This window comes from Trinickia diaoshuihuensis, assembly GCF_003390925.1.
GTDB classification, from domain to species: Bacteria; Pseudomonadota; Gammaproteobacteria; order Burkholderiales; family Burkholderiaceae; genus Trinickia; species Trinickia diaoshuihuensis.
Genome location: NZ_QUBS01000087.1, coordinates 211,051 through 230,152 on the forward strand (window position 1 = coordinate 211,051; position 19,102 = coordinate 230,152).

Here is a 19,102-nt window from a genome sequence, read left to right on the forward strand (position 1 = left end):
AGCATGCCGTGGGCGCTTTGCGCTGGGTCAACACAAGCCAGACGAAATGCGCTCAAATGAACGGCAGCCCACGAACGCGAGACGAGGCGGGAAAACGGCCGCTCGGTTCGCTTGGTTAAGGAGGCAGCGAGATGCAAGCGATGGTCTTCTATGGACTGAGCCGGCAGTTGCAACTGCGCGACGTGCCCGAGCCGCGGCCGGGGCGAGGGCAGGTGCTGATCGACGTGCGCGCCTGCGGCGTATGCCGTACCGACCTGCACGTCGTCGACGGCGAATTGACGTACCCGAAGACCCCGCTCATTCCCGGCCACGAAGTGGTCGGCGTCGTGGCGGGACTGGGCGAGGGCGTTACCGATTTCGCACTGGGCGAGCGCGTCGGCGTGCCTTGGCTCGGGCATTCGTGCGGCCATTGTCCGTTTTGCGCCCGCGGCAAGGAGAACTTGTGCGATGCGCCGGGCTTTACCGGATACACGATCGACGGCGGGTACGCGCAACGTACGGTGGCGGACAGCCGGTATTGCTTTCGTCTACCGGCGCGCTATTCCGATATAGAAGCGGCGCCGCTGCTCTGCGCGGGGCTCATCGGCTATCGAACGCTGGCGATGGCCGGCGATGCGAAGCGCATCGGCATCTACGGCTTCGGCGCGGCCGCGCATATCGTCGCGCAGGTCGCGCGTCATGAGGGCCGCGAGGTGTATGCGTTTGCGCGTCCGGGCGATACGGCGGCGCAGGCGCTCGCGCGCAAACTAGGCGCGACGTGGGCCGGCGGCAGTGACGAACAGGCTCCTTCACCGCTCGACGCCGCGCTTATTTTCGCGCCGGTCGGCGCGCTCGTGCCCGCGGCATTGCGCGCGGTGATCAAGGGCGGGGTGGTGGTCTGCGGCGGCATCCACATGAGCGACATTCCGTCGTTCCCCTACGCGATGCTGTGGGGCGAGCGCCGCATCGTCTCCGTGGCCAACTTGACGCGCGAAGACGGCCGGCAATTCATGCAACTCGCCGGTGCAATCGCGCTCGACATCGCGACCACGGTCTACCCGCTGGCTGAAGCGAATCGCGCGTTGGCCGACCTGCGAGAAGGGCGGCTCGCAGGCGCGGCGGTGCTCGCCGTGAGCAATTGATCCGTTCGCAGGGGCGGGCGGGGATCATACGCGCCCCAATTGGTCGAGATCGACGATGCGGATTTGCTTGCCGTGCGATTGGACGAGGCCGTCGCGCTGGAACTTGGAGAACATGCGGCTCACGGTCTCGAGTTTCATCCCGAGAAAGTTGCCCATCTCCTCGCGGGTCATGCGTAAGTTGAACTCGGCGGCCGAGTAGCCGCGCGCTTTCATCCGGCTCGACATATTGAGCAAGAAGGCGGCAACGCGCTGTTCGGCGCTCATCGTGCCGAGCAGCATCATGAGCGACGATTCGCGAACGATTTCGCCGCTCATCATGCGCAGCACTTGCTGCTGAAGCCGTTTCGATTCGGCGCACATCGATTCGAGCAGCGCGTAGGGAATGATGCACACGCTGCTGTCTTCGATCGCGATCGCATCGCTGCTGTGGTGTTCGGTACACACGCCGTCGAGCCCGAGCACCTCGCCCGCTAGATGAAAACCCGTAACCTGCTCCCGGCCGTCGCGGTGCATGACGACGGTCTTGAACGAGCCCGAGCGGATCGCGTAGATGCTCTGGAACGTATCGTTCGCGCGATAGAGAGAATCGCCACGCTTGATGAGGCGCGTGGCGCTGACGATCGAATCGAAGCGCGTGAGTTCCTGCGCGTTCAGCGTCTGCGGCATGCAGGCAGAGCGCATCGAGTAGCCCGCGCAGTGCTGCGCCGGACGATGTGCGCCGCTCTTCGAATTGCCGCAAGCGACCGGCGCCGTGGCTACGTCATCGTCGGCGAAGGTGGTTTCGTTCAGCATACGACCTCCTCAAAAGGGGCTCGCGCGAGCGCGAAGCGGCGCGAGAGGTCCATCTCTTGATTGGCAGTATCGGAGGCCGGACGCTATAAAGAAATCGGCGGCGTATGAAAGTGCGGTAAGCGTTGTGGAAGCTTTGTAAGCGTTGTCCTACACCAACGCGTGGGAAAGGAGGAAACGCAGCCGTTGATCGCCGTCAAGACCGCCGTTCGGCGCGGGCCCCAGACTGTATGCCGTCAGCATAACAACCGCGGGCGCAGGCCCAGGAGGATAGCTCATGTACAAACGGATTCTCGCTGCCGTGGACGGTAGTCGCGGCGCACGTCTGGCCCTCGACGAAGCGATCAAGATCGCCCAGGCCTCCGGGGCGGAGATCGTGGCCGTATTCGTGGTAGAACATGCGCCGCAGCTCGTCGACGTGGGCGCGGTCTATATGCCCGAGCAAGGGGCGGATGCGGCCCAAGTCGATGCGGCCACGGCTGCGCTCGACGAGGCGCGTGACTTGTTGCGCGAGCACGGTGTGGCAGGCGCCGCACGGGCGCTCGACGCTTATGGCGACGGTATCGCCGACGTACTGGCGCGCGCAGCCGACGAATGCGAGGCGGACTTGGTCGTGATGGGGACGCATGGCAGGCACGGGATGCGCCGCGTGCTGCTCGGCAGCGTCGCCGAAGCGTTGCTGCGCAAAGCGCATACGCCCGTGTTGCTCGTGCGGCACACGCCGGATACGGAAGGGAGCGAGCCGGCCGATACCCTCTGATGTTTGCGGGATAGCCGCGCGCGCCGGCAAGGTGCGCGCGGCAACTCGGCGGAATGTTGGGCCGTCTATTTGGCTGTTGCTTGGGCTGTCGTGTCGCTTGGCGGAATCAGAAGCACGGGGCGCGATGCGATGCGCAGGAAGCGCTCGGCGACGCTGCCCAAGATCAACCGGCGGAAGCCCCGCCGTCCGTGCGTCCCCATGACGACGAGATCCGCGCCCGCTTCGTTGGCGACGCGCAAGATGCTATGCGCGACGTCGTCGCCGAGCGCGCTCGTTTCGACGACCCTCGGCGTGCCCGTTACGCCTTCACGCTCCATCTTCACGAGCGCTTGCGCATTGACGCGCGAGCCTTCCTCGAACAGCGCATCGCGCACGATCGACGGGTCGTAGCCCGGCGCGTCCGCCCCAACGAGCGGAACATCGACGACGTATAACGGGAGTAACTGCGCGTTGAATTCGCGCGCCAGGCGCAAGGCCGAATCGAATGCGCGCGCGGAGGTTTCGCTACCGTCTATCGGCGCAAGAATGCGGGTGTACATGTGGTTGCCTCTTGGTTTGTTCCGAACTAATGCTTCCATGATCGGCGGCAACGCACCGAGGCGTGCTGATCCACATCAACCGAGATGCGAGCGTCCCCCAACGAGCGCCCAAGCCGCACGCGCGGCGATCCATGCTTCGTTCGTCGGTTCGACGACGACCTTCACGCGGCTCGTCGCGCGCGAAATAACGTGCGCGTTGGCCCGGTTCGCATCGTCGTCGAGTTCGATGCCGAACAGCGAAAGCGCACCGCAGATGCGCGCGCGAACGGGCGCGCTGTGCTCGCCGATCCCGGCCGTAAAAACGAGCATGTCGAGGCCTCCGAGCGCGGCGGCCAGGGCCCCGGTCTCCCGCACGATACGATGGACGTACAGCGCAAGTGCTTCCCTTGCGCGTACGTCCTGCGCTTCTTGCTCGAGCAGCACGCGCGGATCGCCCGATAGTCCAGAGACGCCCCGCAGTCCCGAATGGTGATAGAGCAGCGTGCCGAGGGCCTCGTGCGACAAGCCGCGCACGTCGATCAAATGCAGCACGACGCCCGGGTCGATCGATCCGCAGCGGGTGCTCATCATCAAGCCGTCGAGCGCGGAGAAGCCCATCGTCGTCGCGACGCTCTTGAGTCCGTGCAACGCGCATAGGCTTGCGCCGCTGCCTAGATGCGCGGCGATGACGCGGCCGTGAGCCAGTTCGCCGAACGCCTCGGCCAGGGCGATCGTCAGGTATTCGTACGACAGTCCGTGGAAACCGTAGCGCCGCACGCCCTCGTCGAACCAAGCGTGCGGCAACGGCAGCAACTGCTCGACGCGCGGCAACGTGCGATGGAACGCCGTATCGAACACGGCCACTTGCGGCACTCCGGGACAGGCCGCGCGCAACGTGTCGATGGCGTCGATATTGTGCGGCTGATGCAGCGGCGCGAGCGGAATCAGCGTACGTAGTTCGTTCAGCACTTCGTCGCTTGCCAACACGGACGCTAAATAGTGCTGGCCGCCGTGCACGACGCGATGGGCGACGGCGGCCAAGCGCACGCGGGGCCACGCCGAGCGAAGCCAGTCGATGACCGGCGCGAGCGCCGCGCGATAGGGGTCGCCCTCGTCGCGAGCGAGCGCACGAGGAGCCGCGCCGTCGACCGCAAACGTCATCGGGCCGTCGATACCGTCGGTGCCGCCGATACCGTCGATTTCTCCGGCGGCGAGCGCGCGCCGGCTCGCTTCGCCCGTCGAACAATCGAACAAGCCGAATTTGATGCTCGACGAACCGGCATTGAGGACGAGAACCGCATGCTGCTCGGGCATCTTTTCACTCCTTGTCTAGGTCGATCTTGCCCGGACTTTAGTCGGCGCGGCGGCAGGTCCCGTTGACGCCGATCAACTCACGCGCCGTGTGGGGCCTCTAGAGTGGAGCACGCCCCTTCATCGCCCGCGCGCCCGATGCGGCAACCGCTTTGGTCCGGCGCGTCATGCATATATTCTTATCTCATCAAGGAACAGCCATGGCCGCTCCAGTTCGACGCATTGCATTCGTCACCGGCGGGATGGGCGGCCTCGGTGCCGCGATCAGCCGCCGTCTGCACGACGCCGGCATGACCGTCGCGATGTCGCATTCCGAGCATAACGACCACGTCTCGACGTGGCTCACGCGCGAGGCGGACGCCGGGCGCCGCTTCCATGCCTATGAATCGAACGTCGCGGACTTCGATTCGTGCGAGCGTTGCGCGCGGCGCGTGCTCGAAGAGTTGGGACCCGTCGACGTACTGATCAACAATGCGGGCATCGTCCGCGACGCGACGTTTTCCAAAATGACGAAGCACGATTGGGACGAGGTCATGCACACCGACCTCGACGCGCTCTTCAACGTCACGAAGCAATTCTTCGCGGGCATGCTGGAGCGCCGCTTCGGGCGCATCGTCAATATCGGTTCCGTGAACGGTTCGCGTGGCGCATACGGTCAGGCGAACTACGCATCGGCCAAAGCGGGTATCCACGGTTTCACGCGTACGCTCGCACTCGAGAGCGCGCGCCATGGGGTCACCGTCAACACGGTCTCGCCCGGTTATCTCGATACGGCGATGCTCGCCTCGGTGCCCCAAGACGTCATGGAGAAGAAGGTGTTGCCGCAGATTCCCGTCGGGCGCTTGGGTCGCCCCGAGGAGGTCGCCGCGCTCGTCGCCTTTCTGTGCTCGGACGACGCCGCGTTCATCACCGGCGCGGATTTGGCGGTCAACGGCGGGATGCACATGCAATGAGCGCACCGACGAACGGACAAGCCGCGCCGCCGCGCCTACCGGCGATTCGCCACGAGCGCGAGAGCCGCGAGATCGCGCAGGCCGATGGCGACGACGCCTCGATCGCGTATTTGGATGCGCGGCTGCGCTCGGAGCGTTCCGGTTCCGAGGGCGCGATGCCACCGGAGCCGGTATGCGGCTGTGACGCGGCGCAGCCCACGCCTGCCGATGCACTCGATCGCGCCGCGCACGCGATGATCGCCGCGGCGACGGGTGGGCTTTCGCCGGCTTCGGCGCTGCTGGCATGGATCGACTGGGCGGTGCACCTGGCGGTCTCGCCGGGCAAGAACGCGGCGCTGGCCGTGCAAGCGTTGCAAGATGGGCTGCGCACATGCCCCGAATGGATCCCGGGAGTGGCCGCATTGCGCCCGCCCGCGGCCGATGATCGATCCGATCCCCGCTTCGCCGATCCCGCTTGGCGTACTTGGCCGTTCAGCGTCTACCGCGACACGTTTCAAGCGGCACAGGCGTGGTGGGAGCAAGCGAGCTCGGACGTGCGCGGAGCGGAGCCGCATCATCAACGGCTGGTGAGGTTTTTCGCGCGCCAATGGCTTGATGCGCTCGCACCGAGCAACTTCGCGGCGACCAATCCGGTGGTGCTCACGACCGCACTACGGACGGGCGGCGCCAACTTCGCGTTCGGCGGGCGCAATTGGCTGGAAGACTACGGACAGTGGCTCGCGCGGCTCATGGGCGTGCGCGGAGTGACGAAAGCGGCGTTCAAGCCCGGACGCGATGTGGCCACGACGCCGGGCAAGGTCGTCTGGCAAGGGCCGCTGTGCGAGTTGCTGCAATATACGCCGACGACGGCGAAAGTCGCGCGCGAGAGCGTTTTCATCGTGCCGGCTTGGATCATGAAGTACTACATCCTCGACTTGAAACCGAACGATTCGCTCGTGCGCTATCTCGTCGATGCGGGTTATACCGTCTTCATGATCTCGTGGCGCAATCCCGGCAGCGCGGCGCGCGATCTCGGTTTGAACGATTATTTGGAGCAAGGGTTGATGGCGGCCTTGCGGACCGCGCGCGAGCGCACGCGCGGCGAACGTGTCCATGCGGTCGGCTACTGCCTGGGCGGCACGCTCCTGTCGATCGGGGCCGCCGCGCTGGCGCGCGATGCGAAGCGCTCGCCCGATACGGTCGACGATCCGTTCGCCTCGGTCACCTTGCTCGCGGCGCAAACGGATTTCAGCGAGCCCGGAGAGTTGGGCAACTTCATCGACGCGAGCGAACTCGCGGCGCTCGATGCGCTGATGTGGGAGCAGGGCTATCTCGACGGCGCGCAAATGGCCGCGGCGTTTCAACTCCTAAACGCGCGCGATCTGATCTGGTCGCGCATGATGAGCGAATACCTGCTCGGGCGGCGCTCGAAGTCGAGCGACCTCATGTCGTGGAACGACGACACCACGCGCATGCCGTATCGCATGCATAGCCAGTACTTGACGCAACTGTTTCTAGGCAACGATTTGGCCGAGGGCCGGTATTGCGTGCAAGGCCGGCCGCTGGCGCTGGTCGATATCGAGGCGCCGCTGTTCGTCGTCGGTACCGAACGCGATCACGTCTCGCCCTGGCGTTCCGTCTACAAGCTGCATTTGTTCACGCATCAAGCATTGACGTTCTTGCTGACGGCGGGCGGCCACAATGCCGGCATCGTCTCCGAGCCGGGGCATCCGGGCCGCCACTATCGCGTGGCGACGCGATGGCCCGATGCGCCGTATCGAAGTCCCGACGCGTTCGTGGCAGAGAATGCGCCGATCGACGGTTCGTGGTGGCCGTGCTGGACCCGATGGCTCGGCGAGCGATCGAGCGGGACGGTGAAGGCGAGGGCGCTGGAGGCCCGGTTGCCCGATGCGCCGGGCGATTATGTCTTCGAGGGGTGACCGGCATCGCACGCCGCGTCCCAGAATTCCCGTAGCGCCGGATGAATGACTTCATGCCAGCGCGGCCCCGTGAACAGGTCGTAGTGGTCGCAGTCGCCGACGGTCATGCGTCTGCGCATGGCACCGGGAATCCCTTGGCAGATCTCGTGCGCCGCATGCGTCTGGCCGGCACCGGTAATGTCGTCGCGGTCGCCCTCGACCGTACACAACGCCGTTGCGGTCAATGCTTCGGGCCGCACGCGGCGCGCGCCGACCGACCAGGTGCCGCGCGCCAAGCGCTGCTCTTGAAAGACGATGCGCAAGGTGTCGAGGAAATAATCCTCGTCCATATCGAGTACGGCCGAGTATTCCCTCAGCGAGCGCAGGCTCGCCGCAATGGCTGCTTGGTCGCCCGATAGGCGACTCGTCCAATAGCGCGACTCTAGGGCGACTTGCCGATGCGGATGCGCGGCCACGATCGCCGCGTGCTGGACATAGCCGGGATAGATGCGCCGCCCCGCGCCGGCATAGCGCGGCGGGACGGCGTCGATCACGGTATGCCGGAACCATTCGATGTCGTGCGTGGCCGCGAGGCGATCGATCATCGTCGGATGCAGGCGCGTGTCGATCGGGCCGCCCATCAGGGTGAGCGTCAGCGGGGCGAACGTTTCATCGGCCGCCGCCGCGAGCGCGGACGCCGCGAGCGCCGGCGGCGCTGCCTGGCAAATCGCCACGATGTGTAGCCCGCGCGGCGCGAGCGTGCGGACGAAACGCTCGACGGCGAGCACGTAGTCGCTCAAGCCGAACCGGCCTTCGGCGAGCGGCACGTCGCGTGCGTTGGCCCAATCGGTCACGTAGACGTCCGCGTCCTCGAGCAGCGTTTCTACCGTCTCGCGCAGCATCACAGCGTGGTGTCCGGCGAGCGGGGTGACGAGTAGAACGCACGGCGTGCCGCGCGGGCGGGGATTGTCCGAGTCCGGAGCGGCGGGGGACCGGTCGTCAGCGCAAGCCGGAGCGAACCGTCGCTCGAACCGCCGCAGCGCGCAAAAGGGCGTGCGATCCACGACGTCTTCGCTGACCGGAACCCGCCGTTCCCCGAGTTGCACCGATTCGATATGAAACGGCGGCGGCTCGGGCGTGGCCTGCAGCAGCCGGTAGATCCAATCGCACCCGGGCAGCGCGACGCTGGCCAGGCGCGCGTCGCCATGGTAGGGCGCGCCTATCTCGGCTTCGGCCGCAGGCGCGGGCGCCGCGCCCCACGGGGCCGCGGCAAGCGCGGTCCACGCATCGAGCGAGCGCATGAGCGCGCGCTGCGTTTCGAGCCATTGATAGAGCATCGTCGCCTCGGGCCTAGGGCCGCGTGCAAGAGTTGCGCGGCGCATGACACGCGCCGGCGGGCGAGCGGTCCGGCCCCGCGTGCGGCGCAGGCCGCGTTCAGCTATTTTGCGCAGCGCCGGTATCGACTGGCAAGCCTACCGTTTGCGCGAGGATAGGGGTCTCATCCTCGTTCAGGCTCAAGGCGTCGGCCAGCAGCCTGTGATCGAGCCAGCCTCGCACGACCGTCGCGAGCCCCGCCGAAGCGCAGTAAAGCGATACGTTTTGCGCGATGGCGCCGGCGGTGACGGCCGAGAAGGTATCGCGCTGCGAGGCCGGCATCTCGAGCAGTTTCGAGCCGCGCACCACGTAGATGAGATCGAGCGGCGCCTCGCCGACGAAGTCCTGATAGCCGGTCATCCCGCGCGCATCGACGGCGCGTTTGAGCACGAGCCGATGCGTGGGCGCGTCGTACCGGTAGACCCCTTGAGGCAGCGCCGCGTAGATATCGATCTCTTGCGCGTTGTGCGGCGACGGCGCGGTACGCCCGCCCGAAAGCGGCCGGTTCAAGCCGTCGGCCGCCCACAGCAACTCGCCCAGTGTCGCGAGCGAGAGCGGGCGGGGCAGAAATTCGCGCGTACTCGCGCGAAACGAGAGCGCCGTCATCAACGAGGCGCCCGAGCGCAGGTCGGGCCGCGGCAGATCGATCGCGGCGCGCGGCTCGCTCCCCGCGGGCCGCATCGGCGCTTTGCCGGATGGCGCGTAGGTGAGCCAAGGTGTTGCGGTCATGGCGTTTCTCCCTCGAACGGGTCACGCCGCTCGGGCGCGGGCCCATGCCTCGACAATAGCGGACCGGGCTCGGACGGGGTTGATCTCGGTCAACGGCGCCAGCCCCAGGTTCAAATTGCCGAGTCGATGCGCACCTGTTGTACTATTGTGCGTTTTGTCCAACGTAACCGGTCACGCATGCTCGATTTCTTTCGCAACCATCAGCGCTTGATGATGCTCATACTCGTCCTGGTCATCGTGCCGGGGCTGGGCGTTCTCGGCATACAAGGCTTTCGCGGCTTTTTCGATGAAAGTGCGAACGTCGCGAGCGTCAACGGACACAAGATCACCCGCACCGAGTTCGACAGCGCGATGCGGCAGCAGCTCGACCAGGCACGCCAGTTTCTCGGCGCGAAGTTCGACGCCAAGACCCTCGATACGCCGGCTCGCCGCCGCGACTTGCTCGATAACCTGATTCAGCAACGCGCGCTGGCCGATGAAACGCAGCGCGCCTATCTGACGGCGTCCGACGACGCGGTGCGCCGCGCGCTGCTCTCCGATCCCGTGATCGCCTCGCTGCGCAAGCCCGACGGTTCGATCGACGTCGATCGCTACAAGCAACTGCTGGCCATGCAGGGCATGACGCCCGAGCAGTATGACGAGCGCGTGCGTTACGGGCTCGCGATCGACCAAATTCCGCAAAGCATCGAGACGACGGCGTTCACGCCGAAGTCGCTGGCCGAGCGCATCGCCCAACTGGCCGAAGCGCAGCGCACCGTCCAGCCGCTCGTGCTGCGCGCGAGCGACTATGCATCGAAGGTACAGCCGACCGATGCGCAGCTCGCGACCTACTACGCGGCTCATGGCGCCGATTTCGCGACGCCCGCCACGGCGACGATCGACTATCTCGTCTTGTCGCCGGCCACGCTCGCCACGGGCGCCGCCCCGAGCGATGCGGACGCGAAGAAGTATTACGACGAAAACGTTGTGCGCTACACCACGCCGCGCGAAGTTCGCGTGAGCCAGATTCTGATCGCCTCCCCAAAGACGGCGAGCCCCGCGGACGACGCCAAGGCGAAAGCCAAGGCCGAGTCGGTGCTGGCCGAGGTCAAGGCGCACCCCGACCAATTTGCCCAGATCGCGCAAAAGGAGTCGCAAGACCCTGGTTCCGCAGCGAAGGGCGGTGATTTGGGCTGGTCGACGAGCGGCGTGCTGACCGGCGAAAAGTCGTTCGATACGGCGGCCATGGCGTTGAACAAGGGCGAGGTCGGCGCGCTCGTGCATTCGTCGTTCGGCTACCACATCATCGAGGCAACCGACGTCAAGCCCGCCGCGACCAAACCGTTCGCCGAAGTGAAGGACGCGATCGTCAAGGACTTGAAGACGCAGTTTGCGGCCAAGGCCTTCAGCGAGGATGCCGACGGCTTTACCTCGACCGTCTACGAACAGGCCAAGAGCCTGAAGCCGGCCGCCGACAAGTACAAGTTGACGGTGCAAACGGCCACGGTGACGCCGAATCCGAACCCCGCGCTGCCGCCGGATAGCCCGCTCAACAATCCGAAGTTCCTGGCCGCGGTCTTCGCCGACGATTCGATCAAGAATCGCAATAACACGCAGGCGATCGATGTCGGAAACAGCACGCTGATCGCGGCGCACGTGAACGACTACAAGCCCGCGGCGACGCCGCCGCTCGCTTCGATCAAGGATGCCGTGCGCGCGAAGTACGTCGCCGAGCAAGCGGCCGAACTCGCGCGCAAGGATGGCGAGGCCAAGCTGGCCGACTTGCAAAAATCGAAATCGACAGCCGGTTTCGGCGCCGAGCAGAAGGTGTCGCGCACCGACCCGCAAGGCGTGTCGCCGCTCGCGCTGAGCGCGATTTTCAAGGCCGATGACGCCAAACTGCCGGCCTATGTCGGCGTCGATCTTGGCAAGGACGGCTACGCGGTGTATCGCGTGAACGCCGTCGTGCCGCCGGCGCCGATCGACGCGCCGCGCCTCGCGGCGGCCGAGCGCGAGCTCGCGCAGGTCGATGCGCAGACGCAACTGGAAGCATACGTGGCATCGCTGCGCCAGCGCTCGAAGGTGAAGTTGTACGGCTCGCTCGAGTCGTCGCAGTCCGATTCGCAATGACCGGACATAACCGGTCGCCGGCACGCGGCGACCGGTTATTTGCGCAGTAACGGCGCCAGCACGGGCCAGACGTTCTCGAGCAATGCCGGCTGCGCTTGCTGTGCCGGATGCATCTGATCGGATTGGAACATTTCGGGCCGGTTTTCGATGCCGGCCAGCAAGAACGGCACGAGGCGCACATTCATTTCGTGCGCGACCGAGGCATACATGGCGTGAAAGCGCTGCGTATAAGCCGGTCCATAGTTCGACGGCACATACATCCCCACCAGCACGACCTTGGCATGGCCTTGCTGCGCCTGCTCGACGATCGTGCGCAAGTTGTCCTCGCTCGTCGCGAGCGGCACGCCGCGCAGCGCATCGTTCGCGCCGAGCTCGACGATCACGATCGATGGTTTGAGCCGTTCCATCAACTCGGGCATCCGTGCCCGTCCCCCGCTAGTCGTATCGCCGCTGATGCTTGCGTTCGCAACGCTATAATCGATCCGCTCCTGCGCGAGTCGTTTGCGCAGCAGCGCGACCCACCCCGTGTCGCGAGGCAGCCCGTATTCGGCCGAGATGCTGTCGCCCAGCACGACGATGACGGGGCGAGTCGTTTCGGCGCCGCGCGCGGGCGTGGCGCTCAGCGATGTCGATGTCAACGCGAAGAGGCTTGAAGCCACCAGCGCGGCCGAGGCCGCAGTACCGAAAATCCAGCGACGCTTGTTCATGCCAGAAAATACCAATGCCGTTATCGAAGTGCGCAGTTTATGCAAGCGGGTCAAGGATGCAACGGGCGAGCTGACGATACTCGACGATATCGAATTCGACGTCGCCGCCGGGACGAGCGTGGCGATCGTCGGGGCATCCGGGTCGGGCAAGTCGACGCTGCTCGGCTTGCTCGCGGGCTTGGACAATGCCACGTCGGGTTCGGTTCGCCTACTCGGGCATGACCTGTCGGCATTGTCGGAGGACGAGCGCGCGCGGCTTAGAAACGGCTCGATCGGCTTCGTCTTTCAGTCGTTCCAATTGATGCCGCATCTGACCGCGCTAGAAAACGTGCGCTTGCCGCTGGAATTGCAAGGCGGCGTCGATGCGCACGAGGCAACCGCGCGCGCGGGTGAGCTGCTCGAACGCGTGGGCTTGGGCGGGCGCATGCAGCACTACCCGAAGCTACTCTCGGGCGGCGAGCAACAACGCGTCGCGTTGGCGCGCGCGTTCGTCACGCGGCCCGCGATTCTTTTCGCGGACGAGCCCACGGGCAGTCTCGACGCCGCCACGGGACATGCCGTCATCGACTTGATGTTCGAGCTGAACGCGGCGCATGGCGCGACGCTCGTCCTCGTCACGCATGATATCGAGCTTGCGCGCCGCTGCGCGCGCCGGATCACGATCGAAGCCGGCCGCGTCGTCGGACCCGGCCGGCAGGGTGCTTAGCCGCGGCCCGCGGCCTTGCGCGCGCGCTCGATGAGCGCCGAGGTGGAGGAGTCGTGCCGCTTGGCGTCGAACGCCGGGTTCGTCAAATCCGCTTCGACGACTTTGCCGAGAATCTTCCCAAGCTCGACGCCCCATTGATCGAACGGGTTGATGTTCCAAACCGCGGCTTGTACGAGGACCTTATGCTCGTACAACGCGATCAGCGCACCCAGTGAGCGGGCGGTCAAGGAATCGAGCAGCAGGGTCGTCGACGGCCGGTTGCCGGGGAACACGAGGTGCGGGACGAGTTCGGGCTTGTCTGGACCCGCGACCTTGCGCGCTTCCTCCTCGGTGCGGCCCAGCATCAACGCCTCGCTTTGCGCGAAGCAATTGGCGAGCAGCTTCGGATGGTGGGCAACGAGCGGATGCTCGGGCGTGAGCACGGCGATGAAGTCGATCGGCACGATCGTCGGCCCCTGATGCAGCATCTGGAAGAACGCGTGCTGGCCGTTCGTGCCGGGCTCGCCCCACGTCACCGCCGAGGTCGCGTAATCCACGTAGGCGCCGTCGAGCCGCGCTTGCTTACCGTTGCTTTCCATCTCGAGCTGCTGCAAATACGACGGCAAAAAGTGCAGCGCCTCGGAATAGGGGGCGACCAGATAGCTTTGCAGGCCGAAGAAGTTGCGATACCAGATGCCGATCATACCGAGGAGCACCGGCAGGTTGCGCTCCAGCGGCGCCTCGCGGAAATGCCGGTCCATCTCGTGCGCGCCGGCGAGCAACGCGTCGAAGTTCGCGGCGCCGACGGCGATCATGATCGATAAACCGACGGCCGACCACAGCGAGTAACGTCCGCCCACCCAATCCCACATCTCGAAGACGTTTTCCTTGGCGATGCCGAACTTGACGACTTCGGCGGGGTTCGCCGAGACGCCGACGAAGTGCTTGGCCAGCGCGCTCTCGGGGCAGCCGTTCTGCACGAACCAGTCGCGCATCGAACGCGCGTTGGTCATCGTTTCGAGCGTCGTGAACGTCTTCGATACGACGATGGTCAGCGTTTCCTCGGGATCGATGCGGGCCATCACGCGCGCGAGGTCGGCGCCGTCGACGTTGGAAACGAAGTAGCTGGAGATCTCGGGATGCGCCAGATGCTCGAGCGCGTGGACGACCATTTTCGGTCCGAGGTCGGACCCGCCGATCCCGATATTGACGACATGGCGAATGCGTTTGCCCGTGTGCCCGGTCCACGCGCCGCTGCGCACGCGCTCGGCGAAATCGGCCATCTTCGCGCGCTCGGCCGCCACTTGCGCCTGAAACGGCGCATCGGCACCACTCGCGCGCAAAGCCGTATGCAAAGCTGCCCGGCCCTCGGTCGGATTGACGACCTCACCGGCGAACATCGCATCGCGCCGCTTGGCGACGCCCGCTTCGTCGGCGAGCGCGATCAGCAAGCGCAGCGTCTCGTCGGTGATCCGGTTCTTCGAAAAATCGGCCGTGATACCGCCGCCTTCGAACGTGAAGCGTTCCGCGCGCGAGGGGTGGCCCGTGTCAGAAGCGAACCAGTCGCGCAGCCGCTCGTCGCGGATCTGTTCGTAATGCGCGGTGAGCGCGGACCAAGAGGAAAGCGAGTTCAGCGTCTTGTGCGTCATGGGCGTGGGTCTAACGAAAGGGCTCGGTCCATGAGCTTGGGACGCCCGGGCAAACAAACCGGACCGGCCAAGCTCGTCGTCTATCGTCACATCGATTCTAGCGCTCAGTGTGGTCGCGCTTGCGAGCGAACTCGCGCCTAGGCGCTCGTGCCGCCCGAGGTCGGTCAGTATAGCGGCGTTATCGGGTTCGTCGAAGTTTCGAGTGCGCGTCGCGCATGCGCCGGCTGCAAGCGAGCGCGTGGTCCGCACCTGGGTCCTCGCGCAATATGCCGCGCGAACCCGACGGTCGGCCGACAACCACCCGACAGCTCGCCGACAGCACGGCGAACGGCCAGACCATCGGACGTAAGGCGAGCTATCATCCGATCTTTTTCACCCCTGCAATTTCAGCGAACGAAATGAAAAAAATGGGCCTGGGCACCGCCGTCGCGGCGCTTTTCGCGTGCGCGTCGATGAGCGCGTTTGCACAAACGGTCGAGATCGACTGCACCAAACCGCGCCAGCCGGTCGAACGCATGGTATGCGGCAATGCCGCGCTGCGTGCGCTCGATGCGCGCGCAAGCGTCTACTACTCGCTGTTGCTCGAGGCCAAACCGGCCGCGCAGACGAATGCCTACCATGCGTTTCGCGACGGCCTGCAGACCGAACAGCAAAAGTGGCAACGCGACACGCGCGACGCTTGCGGTGCGCAAGCCGCATGCCTGACGCAGGCTTACCAACGCCGCATCGACGCGTTGCACGATAGCGCGCTCTCGCATCTGGAGCTGACGGTGACGGCACCTGCGGCTGCAACGCACAGCGAGCCGTCTGCGCCCTCGATCGACTACAAGAACGCGATCTACCGTGTCGACGACCGGGACGTCACCCTGCTCGAGGGACAGCATACGCAGAGCGCGGCGGCCGATTCGGCGGCGCAAGAGATCACGCATATCGTCGAGCCGCCCGCGCACGTGGCCGGCAAGCTCGGCGGCCGCAACGCCGTGGCCGTGTTCCTATCCGAACAAGGGGGGGGCAGCGGAACGTTCTATTACGTGGCGTTGGCGTTCGACGACGGGCGCGGTACGACGTTCAAGATCGGCGACCGGATTCAACCGGTTTCGATCGCGATCAACGGCGACGACCTAGTCGTCGGCTATCTCGATCGTAATGCCGACGAACCGATGGCCGTGCCGCCGACCGTGCCGCGCGAGCGTCATTTCGCGTATATGAACGGACAGATCCTCGAGCGTCCGTCTGCCGCGACGGCAGCCAAGTAGCCGAGGCAGTGCCGGCGCTCGCCCGCGCTCGCTTAATCGCGCGCGGGATAGATCAAGCGGTTGAGCAACTCGCGCACTGTGCCGGCCAGTTCGCCGGCCGTCAGTCCGGCGGGACCGCGGCCCGCGGCCGTCAGCGTATCCGCGGCCAGCCCATGCAGATAAACGCCGGCCAGGGCCGCTTCATAGCTCGGCAGCGCCTGCGCCAGCAACGCGCCGATGATCCCGCCGAGCACGTCGCCCGTGCCGCCGGCTGCCAGCGCCGCACTGCCGGTCGGATTGACGGCGGTCCGGCCGTCGGGCGACGCGATCACGGTGCCGGCCCCCTTGAGGACGACGACCGCGCGCAAGCGATCGGCGAGCGAGCGTGCCGCCCCCAAGCGGTCGCGCTGAACGTGTGACGCATTGCATCCCAGCAACCTCGCCGCTTCGAGCGGGTGCGGCGTCAGGATGCTGCGGGCTGCGCGCTCCGAGTCCTTGGCTCCCGATGTGTGGCGGGCGGCCAGCGCATCGGCTAGCGCGGTCTCGCGCGCGAGCAGGTTGAGCGCATCGGCGTCGATCAAGAGGGGCATCTCGCATGCGAGCGCTCGCGCAAGCGCCGATACAGCGCCGGGGCTCTGACCCATGCCGCAGCCGATCGCAAGCGTATCCATTGCCTCGAAGCGGAGCGAGCCCGGAGGGTGCAGCATCAATTCGGGGTGCGGCGGGTCGTAAGGCGGGGCGCCTGCGCCGATAAAGGCGACATGAACCTTGCCCGCGCCCGCGTGCAGAGCCGCGCGCGCGGCGAGGATCGGCGCGCCGCACATGCCCGTATCGCCGCCGACGATGGCCAGACTCCCATAGGTGCCCTTATGCGACGCGAACGTGCGAGCCGGAAAATGCGCGGCGAACAGCGCCGGCGCGTTAAGCCTCGTTAGGGGATCCGCATCGGGGGACTCGACGCCGAGCGGCGCGAGCGTTACAACGCCTGCCAAGTCGCGGCCGTGAAGCATATAAAGCCCCGGCTTCACGGCAAGAAACGTCACGGTTTCAGTCGCGCGCACGGCGCCGCCACCCCCGACGACATTCCCCGTATCGCTATCGAGCCCGCTCGGAACGTCGAGGGCAAGCACGCGTCCTCCGTTGACCGCGCGCCGGCTCATACGCGCGGCAAGATCGGCGAAGACGCCATCAAGCGGGCGAGTCAATCCAATACCGAAAAGGCCGTCGACAATCCAGCCATACGCTTCGAGCGAGACGGGCGGCGCATGCGAGATGGCCACGCCGGCGGCCCGGGCTTCCGAAAGCGCCCAGCGGGCATCGTCGGGCCCGACTTCGACGGGCATGCACACTTCGACCGCGATGCCGGCTTGGCGCAGACGGGTAGCCGCGACGAGGGCGTCGCCGCCATTGTTACCAGGCCCGGCGGCGATCCAAACCGGGTGTTCGGTCGCGAGCGAGCCATCATGGGCGGCACGTTCGAGCAGATATTGGGCGCTCGCGGCACCGGCGCGCGCCATGAGGGTGTGCGCCGGCAAGCCGGCCGCGCCTTGCATTTCCAAGTCGCGCAGCGCGGCAACGGTCAATAGGGCAAGCGGCCGATCCGCCGGCGAAACGAGCGGGGGCGGCAGGGGTGTCGAAGCGAGAACGTGGGTCATGGTCGGCGCGATGAGTGGCGATCCCGCATCCCGCGCCGGCCGGGCCGGCGCACGCTCAGGTCGCGAACCGCTCGGCGCGCAACGCCGCCAGCGTATCGGGCGGCACGCTCGGCGGCATACCCGAGATGAGATCAGCGACCACTTTAGCAGAGCCGCAGGCAAGCCCCCAACCGGCTGGACCATGCCCGGCGTTGACGAACAGGCGCGGATGAAGCGCGTTGCCGACCACGGGCAAACCGTCGGGCGAGAGCAGGCGCACCCCTTCCCAGGCATGCGCGGCCGAAATCTTGGCGGCCCCGGGAATCCAATCGTGGGTCGCCTGCGCGAGCAATGCGGTGCCGGCTTCCAAGACCGATTCCGCCAGCGGCTTGGCGAGTTCGCGCTCCGGTTGGAGCACGCCGGCGCCGGCCACGCGAATGCGCTGATTCATCCGCGTCATCGACACGCGCCGCACCGAATCGACGACCGTCATATGCGGCGCGCATTCCTCGTAGGCGATCGGTGCCGTCAGCGAAAGCATGCGAATCGGGTAGAGCGGCAGCGACAGTCCCAACCGTTCGAGCAGCGGCTTCGTGCCCGCGCCGGCCGCGACGACGATCGCATCGCACGAGACGACATCGACCTCGCGGCTGCTCGCGCGCTCGCCCTCCGCGGGCGCGAGTTCGACCGCCGCGCGCTGGTTCTCGAGCCGGATCGCCTCGACGGCGCGGCCGAATAGGAACTGAACGCCGCCTTGCTCGTCGAGCACTTGCTTCACGAGCTTCGTGAACAGGGGGCAGTTGGCCGTTCGCTCTTGCGGGAACAGCACGCCGCCGGCAAAAGCGGGCTCCGCGGGCACCGACCGCTCGGCCTCGGCGCACTCGGCGGCGGACAGCACGTTGTGGTGCATCTCGAATTCGCCGAGCAAGTCGAGCGCGCTTTGCGCCTGCTCCCATTCGCGCGGCTGGCGCGTGACGTGCAGCACGCCCTCGCGCTGCTCGAATTCGAGATGAAAGCCGGCTTCGATCGATGCGATCGCCTCGCGCGAGAGTTCGACGAGCGGGCGCAGCCGCAGCCATTGTTCGCGGAACGCGTCGGGCGCTTGCAGGCGGGCGAGCTGACGGGCGAAGCGGCGCGCGCTCGAGTTGAACCCGGGCCGGTAGACCACGCCGCGGCGGGTGCCGAGGAAGGTAGGGCCGAACCAGGCGTCGAGCGGCGTGGGCAGTACGATACCGCCGTGGCCGTAGGTGGCGCCTTGCGCGACCGTCGCATGGCGCTCGACGACGCACACGCGGTGGCCGGCGGCGCGAAGCTGGTAGGCGGTGGCGACGCCGACGATTCCGCCGCCGATGACGATGACATCCATGAATGAGCTGGTACGGTGCACTGCGGACAGCCACGGCGCAAGGGCGCGGCAAGCGCCGTGCCCAACGCGAAACGCAAGGCGAAGGCCGTGGCGCTCGCATATCGAGCGCGGGATGAGGCAAACCGCGCATGATAGCGCCAAACGGTTTCGGATGACTCGCAAAACGGTGCAAAAACCATGCGGACGTGGTGCGCACGCCCGACCGGGTGGCTTACAGGCGCCTATGGGGGACCGAGTTCCAGGTATAATCTCGGTCTTCCTTTC

The 19,102-nt window shown here is 66.3% G+C and carries 16 protein-coding genes; 7 read left to right on the forward strand and 9 right to left on the reverse strand.

The window, feature by feature from the left end; translation table 11 throughout:
- Positions 1–131: 131 nt before the first annotated feature.
- Positions 132–1,121 (forward strand): zinc-dependent alcohol dehydrogenase family protein, encoded by a 990-nt coding sequence (locus DXT59_RS25550; RefSeq protein WP_116140467.1) that lies wholly within the window; start codon positions 132–134, stop codon positions 1,119–1,121.
- Positions 1,122–1,145: 24 nt separating this feature from the next.
- Here the strand turns inward: DXT59_RS25550 and fnr are convergent, their stop codons facing one another.
- Positions 1,146–1,913 (reverse strand): fumarate/nitrate reduction transcriptional regulator Fnr, encoded by a 768-nt coding sequence (gene fnr, locus DXT59_RS25555; protein WP_116140469.1) that lies wholly within the window; start codon positions 1,911–1,913, stop codon positions 1,146–1,148.
- 274 nt (positions 1,914–2,187) lie between these two features.
- On the opposite strand from fnr, the gene DXT59_RS25560 reads away from it, so the two are divergent.
- Positions 2,188–2,670, forward strand: a complete 483-nt coding sequence (locus DXT59_RS25560; protein ID WP_116140471.1) for a universal stress protein — start codon at positions 2,188–2,190, stop codon at positions 2,668–2,670.
- 65 nt (positions 2,671–2,735) lie between these two features.
- Here DXT59_RS25560 and DXT59_RS25565 read toward each other — a convergent pair whose 3' ends face one another.
- Positions 2,736–3,209, reverse strand: a complete 474-nt coding sequence (locus DXT59_RS25565) for a universal stress protein (protein WP_116140473.1) — start codon at positions 3,207–3,209, stop codon at positions 2,736–2,738.
- 75 nt (positions 3,210–3,284) lie between these two features.
- Positions 3,285–4,502: an acetate/propionate family kinase gene (locus tag DXT59_RS25570; protein ID WP_116140475.1), complete on the reverse strand. Its 1,218-nt coding sequence runs from the start codon at positions 4,500–4,502 to the stop codon at positions 3,285–3,287.
- A gap of 197 nt (positions 4,503–4,699) precedes the next feature.
- Between DXT59_RS25570 and phbB the strand changes: the two genes are divergently transcribed.
- Both phbB and DXT59_RS25580 read left to right on the forward strand, forming a co-directional pair.
- Positions 4,700–5,452 carry an acetoacetyl-CoA reductase gene (phbB, locus tag DXT59_RS25575; protein WP_116140477.1) on the forward strand — a complete coding sequence of 251 codons (753 nt, stop codon included), beginning with the start codon at positions 4,700–4,702 and terminating at the stop codon, positions 5,450–5,452.
- A 155-nt stretch (positions 5,453–5,607) separates the two neighbouring features.
- Positions 5,608–7,371, forward strand: a complete 1,764-nt coding sequence (locus DXT59_RS25580) for a PHA/PHB synthase family protein (protein ID WP_116140760.1) — start codon at positions 5,608–5,610, stop codon at positions 7,369–7,371.
- Here DXT59_RS25580 and phaZ read toward each other — a convergent pair.
- Both phaZ and DXT59_RS25590 read right to left on the reverse strand, forming a co-directional pair.
- Positions 7,353–8,687, reverse strand: coding sequence for a polyhydroxyalkanoate depolymerase (gene phaZ / locus DXT59_RS25585; RefSeq protein ID WP_116140479.1), 1,335 nt, complete (start codon positions 8,685–8,687; stop codon positions 7,353–7,355). The two genes, DXT59_RS25580 and phaZ, sit on opposite strands and share 19 nt — an antisense overlap.
- A 97-nt stretch (positions 8,688–8,784) precedes the next feature.
- Positions 8,785–9,453: a nitroreductase family protein gene (locus DXT59_RS25590; RefSeq protein ID WP_116140481.1), complete on the reverse strand. Its 669-nt coding sequence runs from the start codon at positions 9,451–9,453 to the stop codon at positions 8,785–8,787.
- A 177-nt stretch (positions 9,454–9,630) separates the two neighbouring features.
- Here DXT59_RS25590 and DXT59_RS25595 point away from each other — a divergent pair, with 177 nt between their 5' ends.
- Positions 9,631–11,562 (forward strand): SurA N-terminal domain-containing protein, encoded by a 1,932-nt coding sequence (locus DXT59_RS25595; RefSeq protein ID WP_116140483.1) that lies wholly within the window; start codon positions 9,631–9,633, stop codon positions 11,560–11,562.
- Between the two features lie 35 nt (positions 11,563–11,597).
- Here the strand turns inward: DXT59_RS25595 and DXT59_RS25600 are convergent, their stop codons facing one another.
- Entirely contained in the window at positions 11,598–12,269 is a 672-nt protein-coding gene (locus DXT59_RS25600) for an arylesterase (RefSeq protein ID WP_116140485.1), read from the reverse strand.
- On the opposite strand from DXT59_RS25600, the gene DXT59_RS25605 reads away from it, so the two are divergent.
- Positions 12,268–12,975 (forward strand): ABC transporter ATP-binding protein, encoded by a 708-nt coding sequence (locus DXT59_RS25605; protein ID WP_116140487.1) that lies wholly within the window; start codon positions 12,268–12,270, stop codon positions 12,973–12,975. The genes DXT59_RS25600 and DXT59_RS25605 overlap by 2 nt on opposite strands.
- On the opposite strand, the gene pgi is transcribed toward DXT59_RS25605, so the two are convergent.
- The gene (gene pgi / locus DXT59_RS25610; protein ID WP_116140489.1) at positions 12,972–14,603 is read right to left on the reverse strand and encodes a glucose-6-phosphate isomerase; all 1,632 of its coding nucleotides are present in this window, start codon (positions 14,601–14,603) and stop codon (positions 12,972–12,974) included. The two genes, DXT59_RS25605 and pgi, sit on opposite strands and share 4 nt — an antisense overlap.
- Before the next feature lie 398 nt (positions 14,604–15,001).
- Here pgi and DXT59_RS25615 point away from each other — a divergent pair, with 398 nt between their 5' ends.
- Entirely contained in the window at positions 15,002–15,859 is an 858-nt protein-coding gene (locus DXT59_RS25615) for a lysozyme inhibitor LprI family protein (RefSeq protein WP_162878242.1), read from the forward strand.
- 32 nt (positions 15,860–15,891) lie between these two features.
- Here the strand turns inward: DXT59_RS25615 and DXT59_RS25620 are convergent, their stop codons facing one another.
- The gene (locus DXT59_RS25620) at positions 15,892–17,493 is read right to left on the reverse strand and encodes an NAD(P)H-hydrate dehydratase (protein ID WP_116140493.1); all 1,602 of its coding nucleotides are present in this window, start codon (positions 17,491–17,493) and stop codon (positions 15,892–15,894) included.
- Positions 17,494–17,548: 55 nt separating this feature from the next.
- Positions 17,549–18,838 (reverse strand): FAD-dependent oxidoreductase, encoded by a 1,290-nt coding sequence (locus tag DXT59_RS25625; RefSeq protein ID WP_116140495.1) that lies wholly within the window; start codon positions 18,836–18,838, stop codon positions 17,549–17,551.
- Positions 18,839–19,102 lie beyond the last annotated feature (264 nt).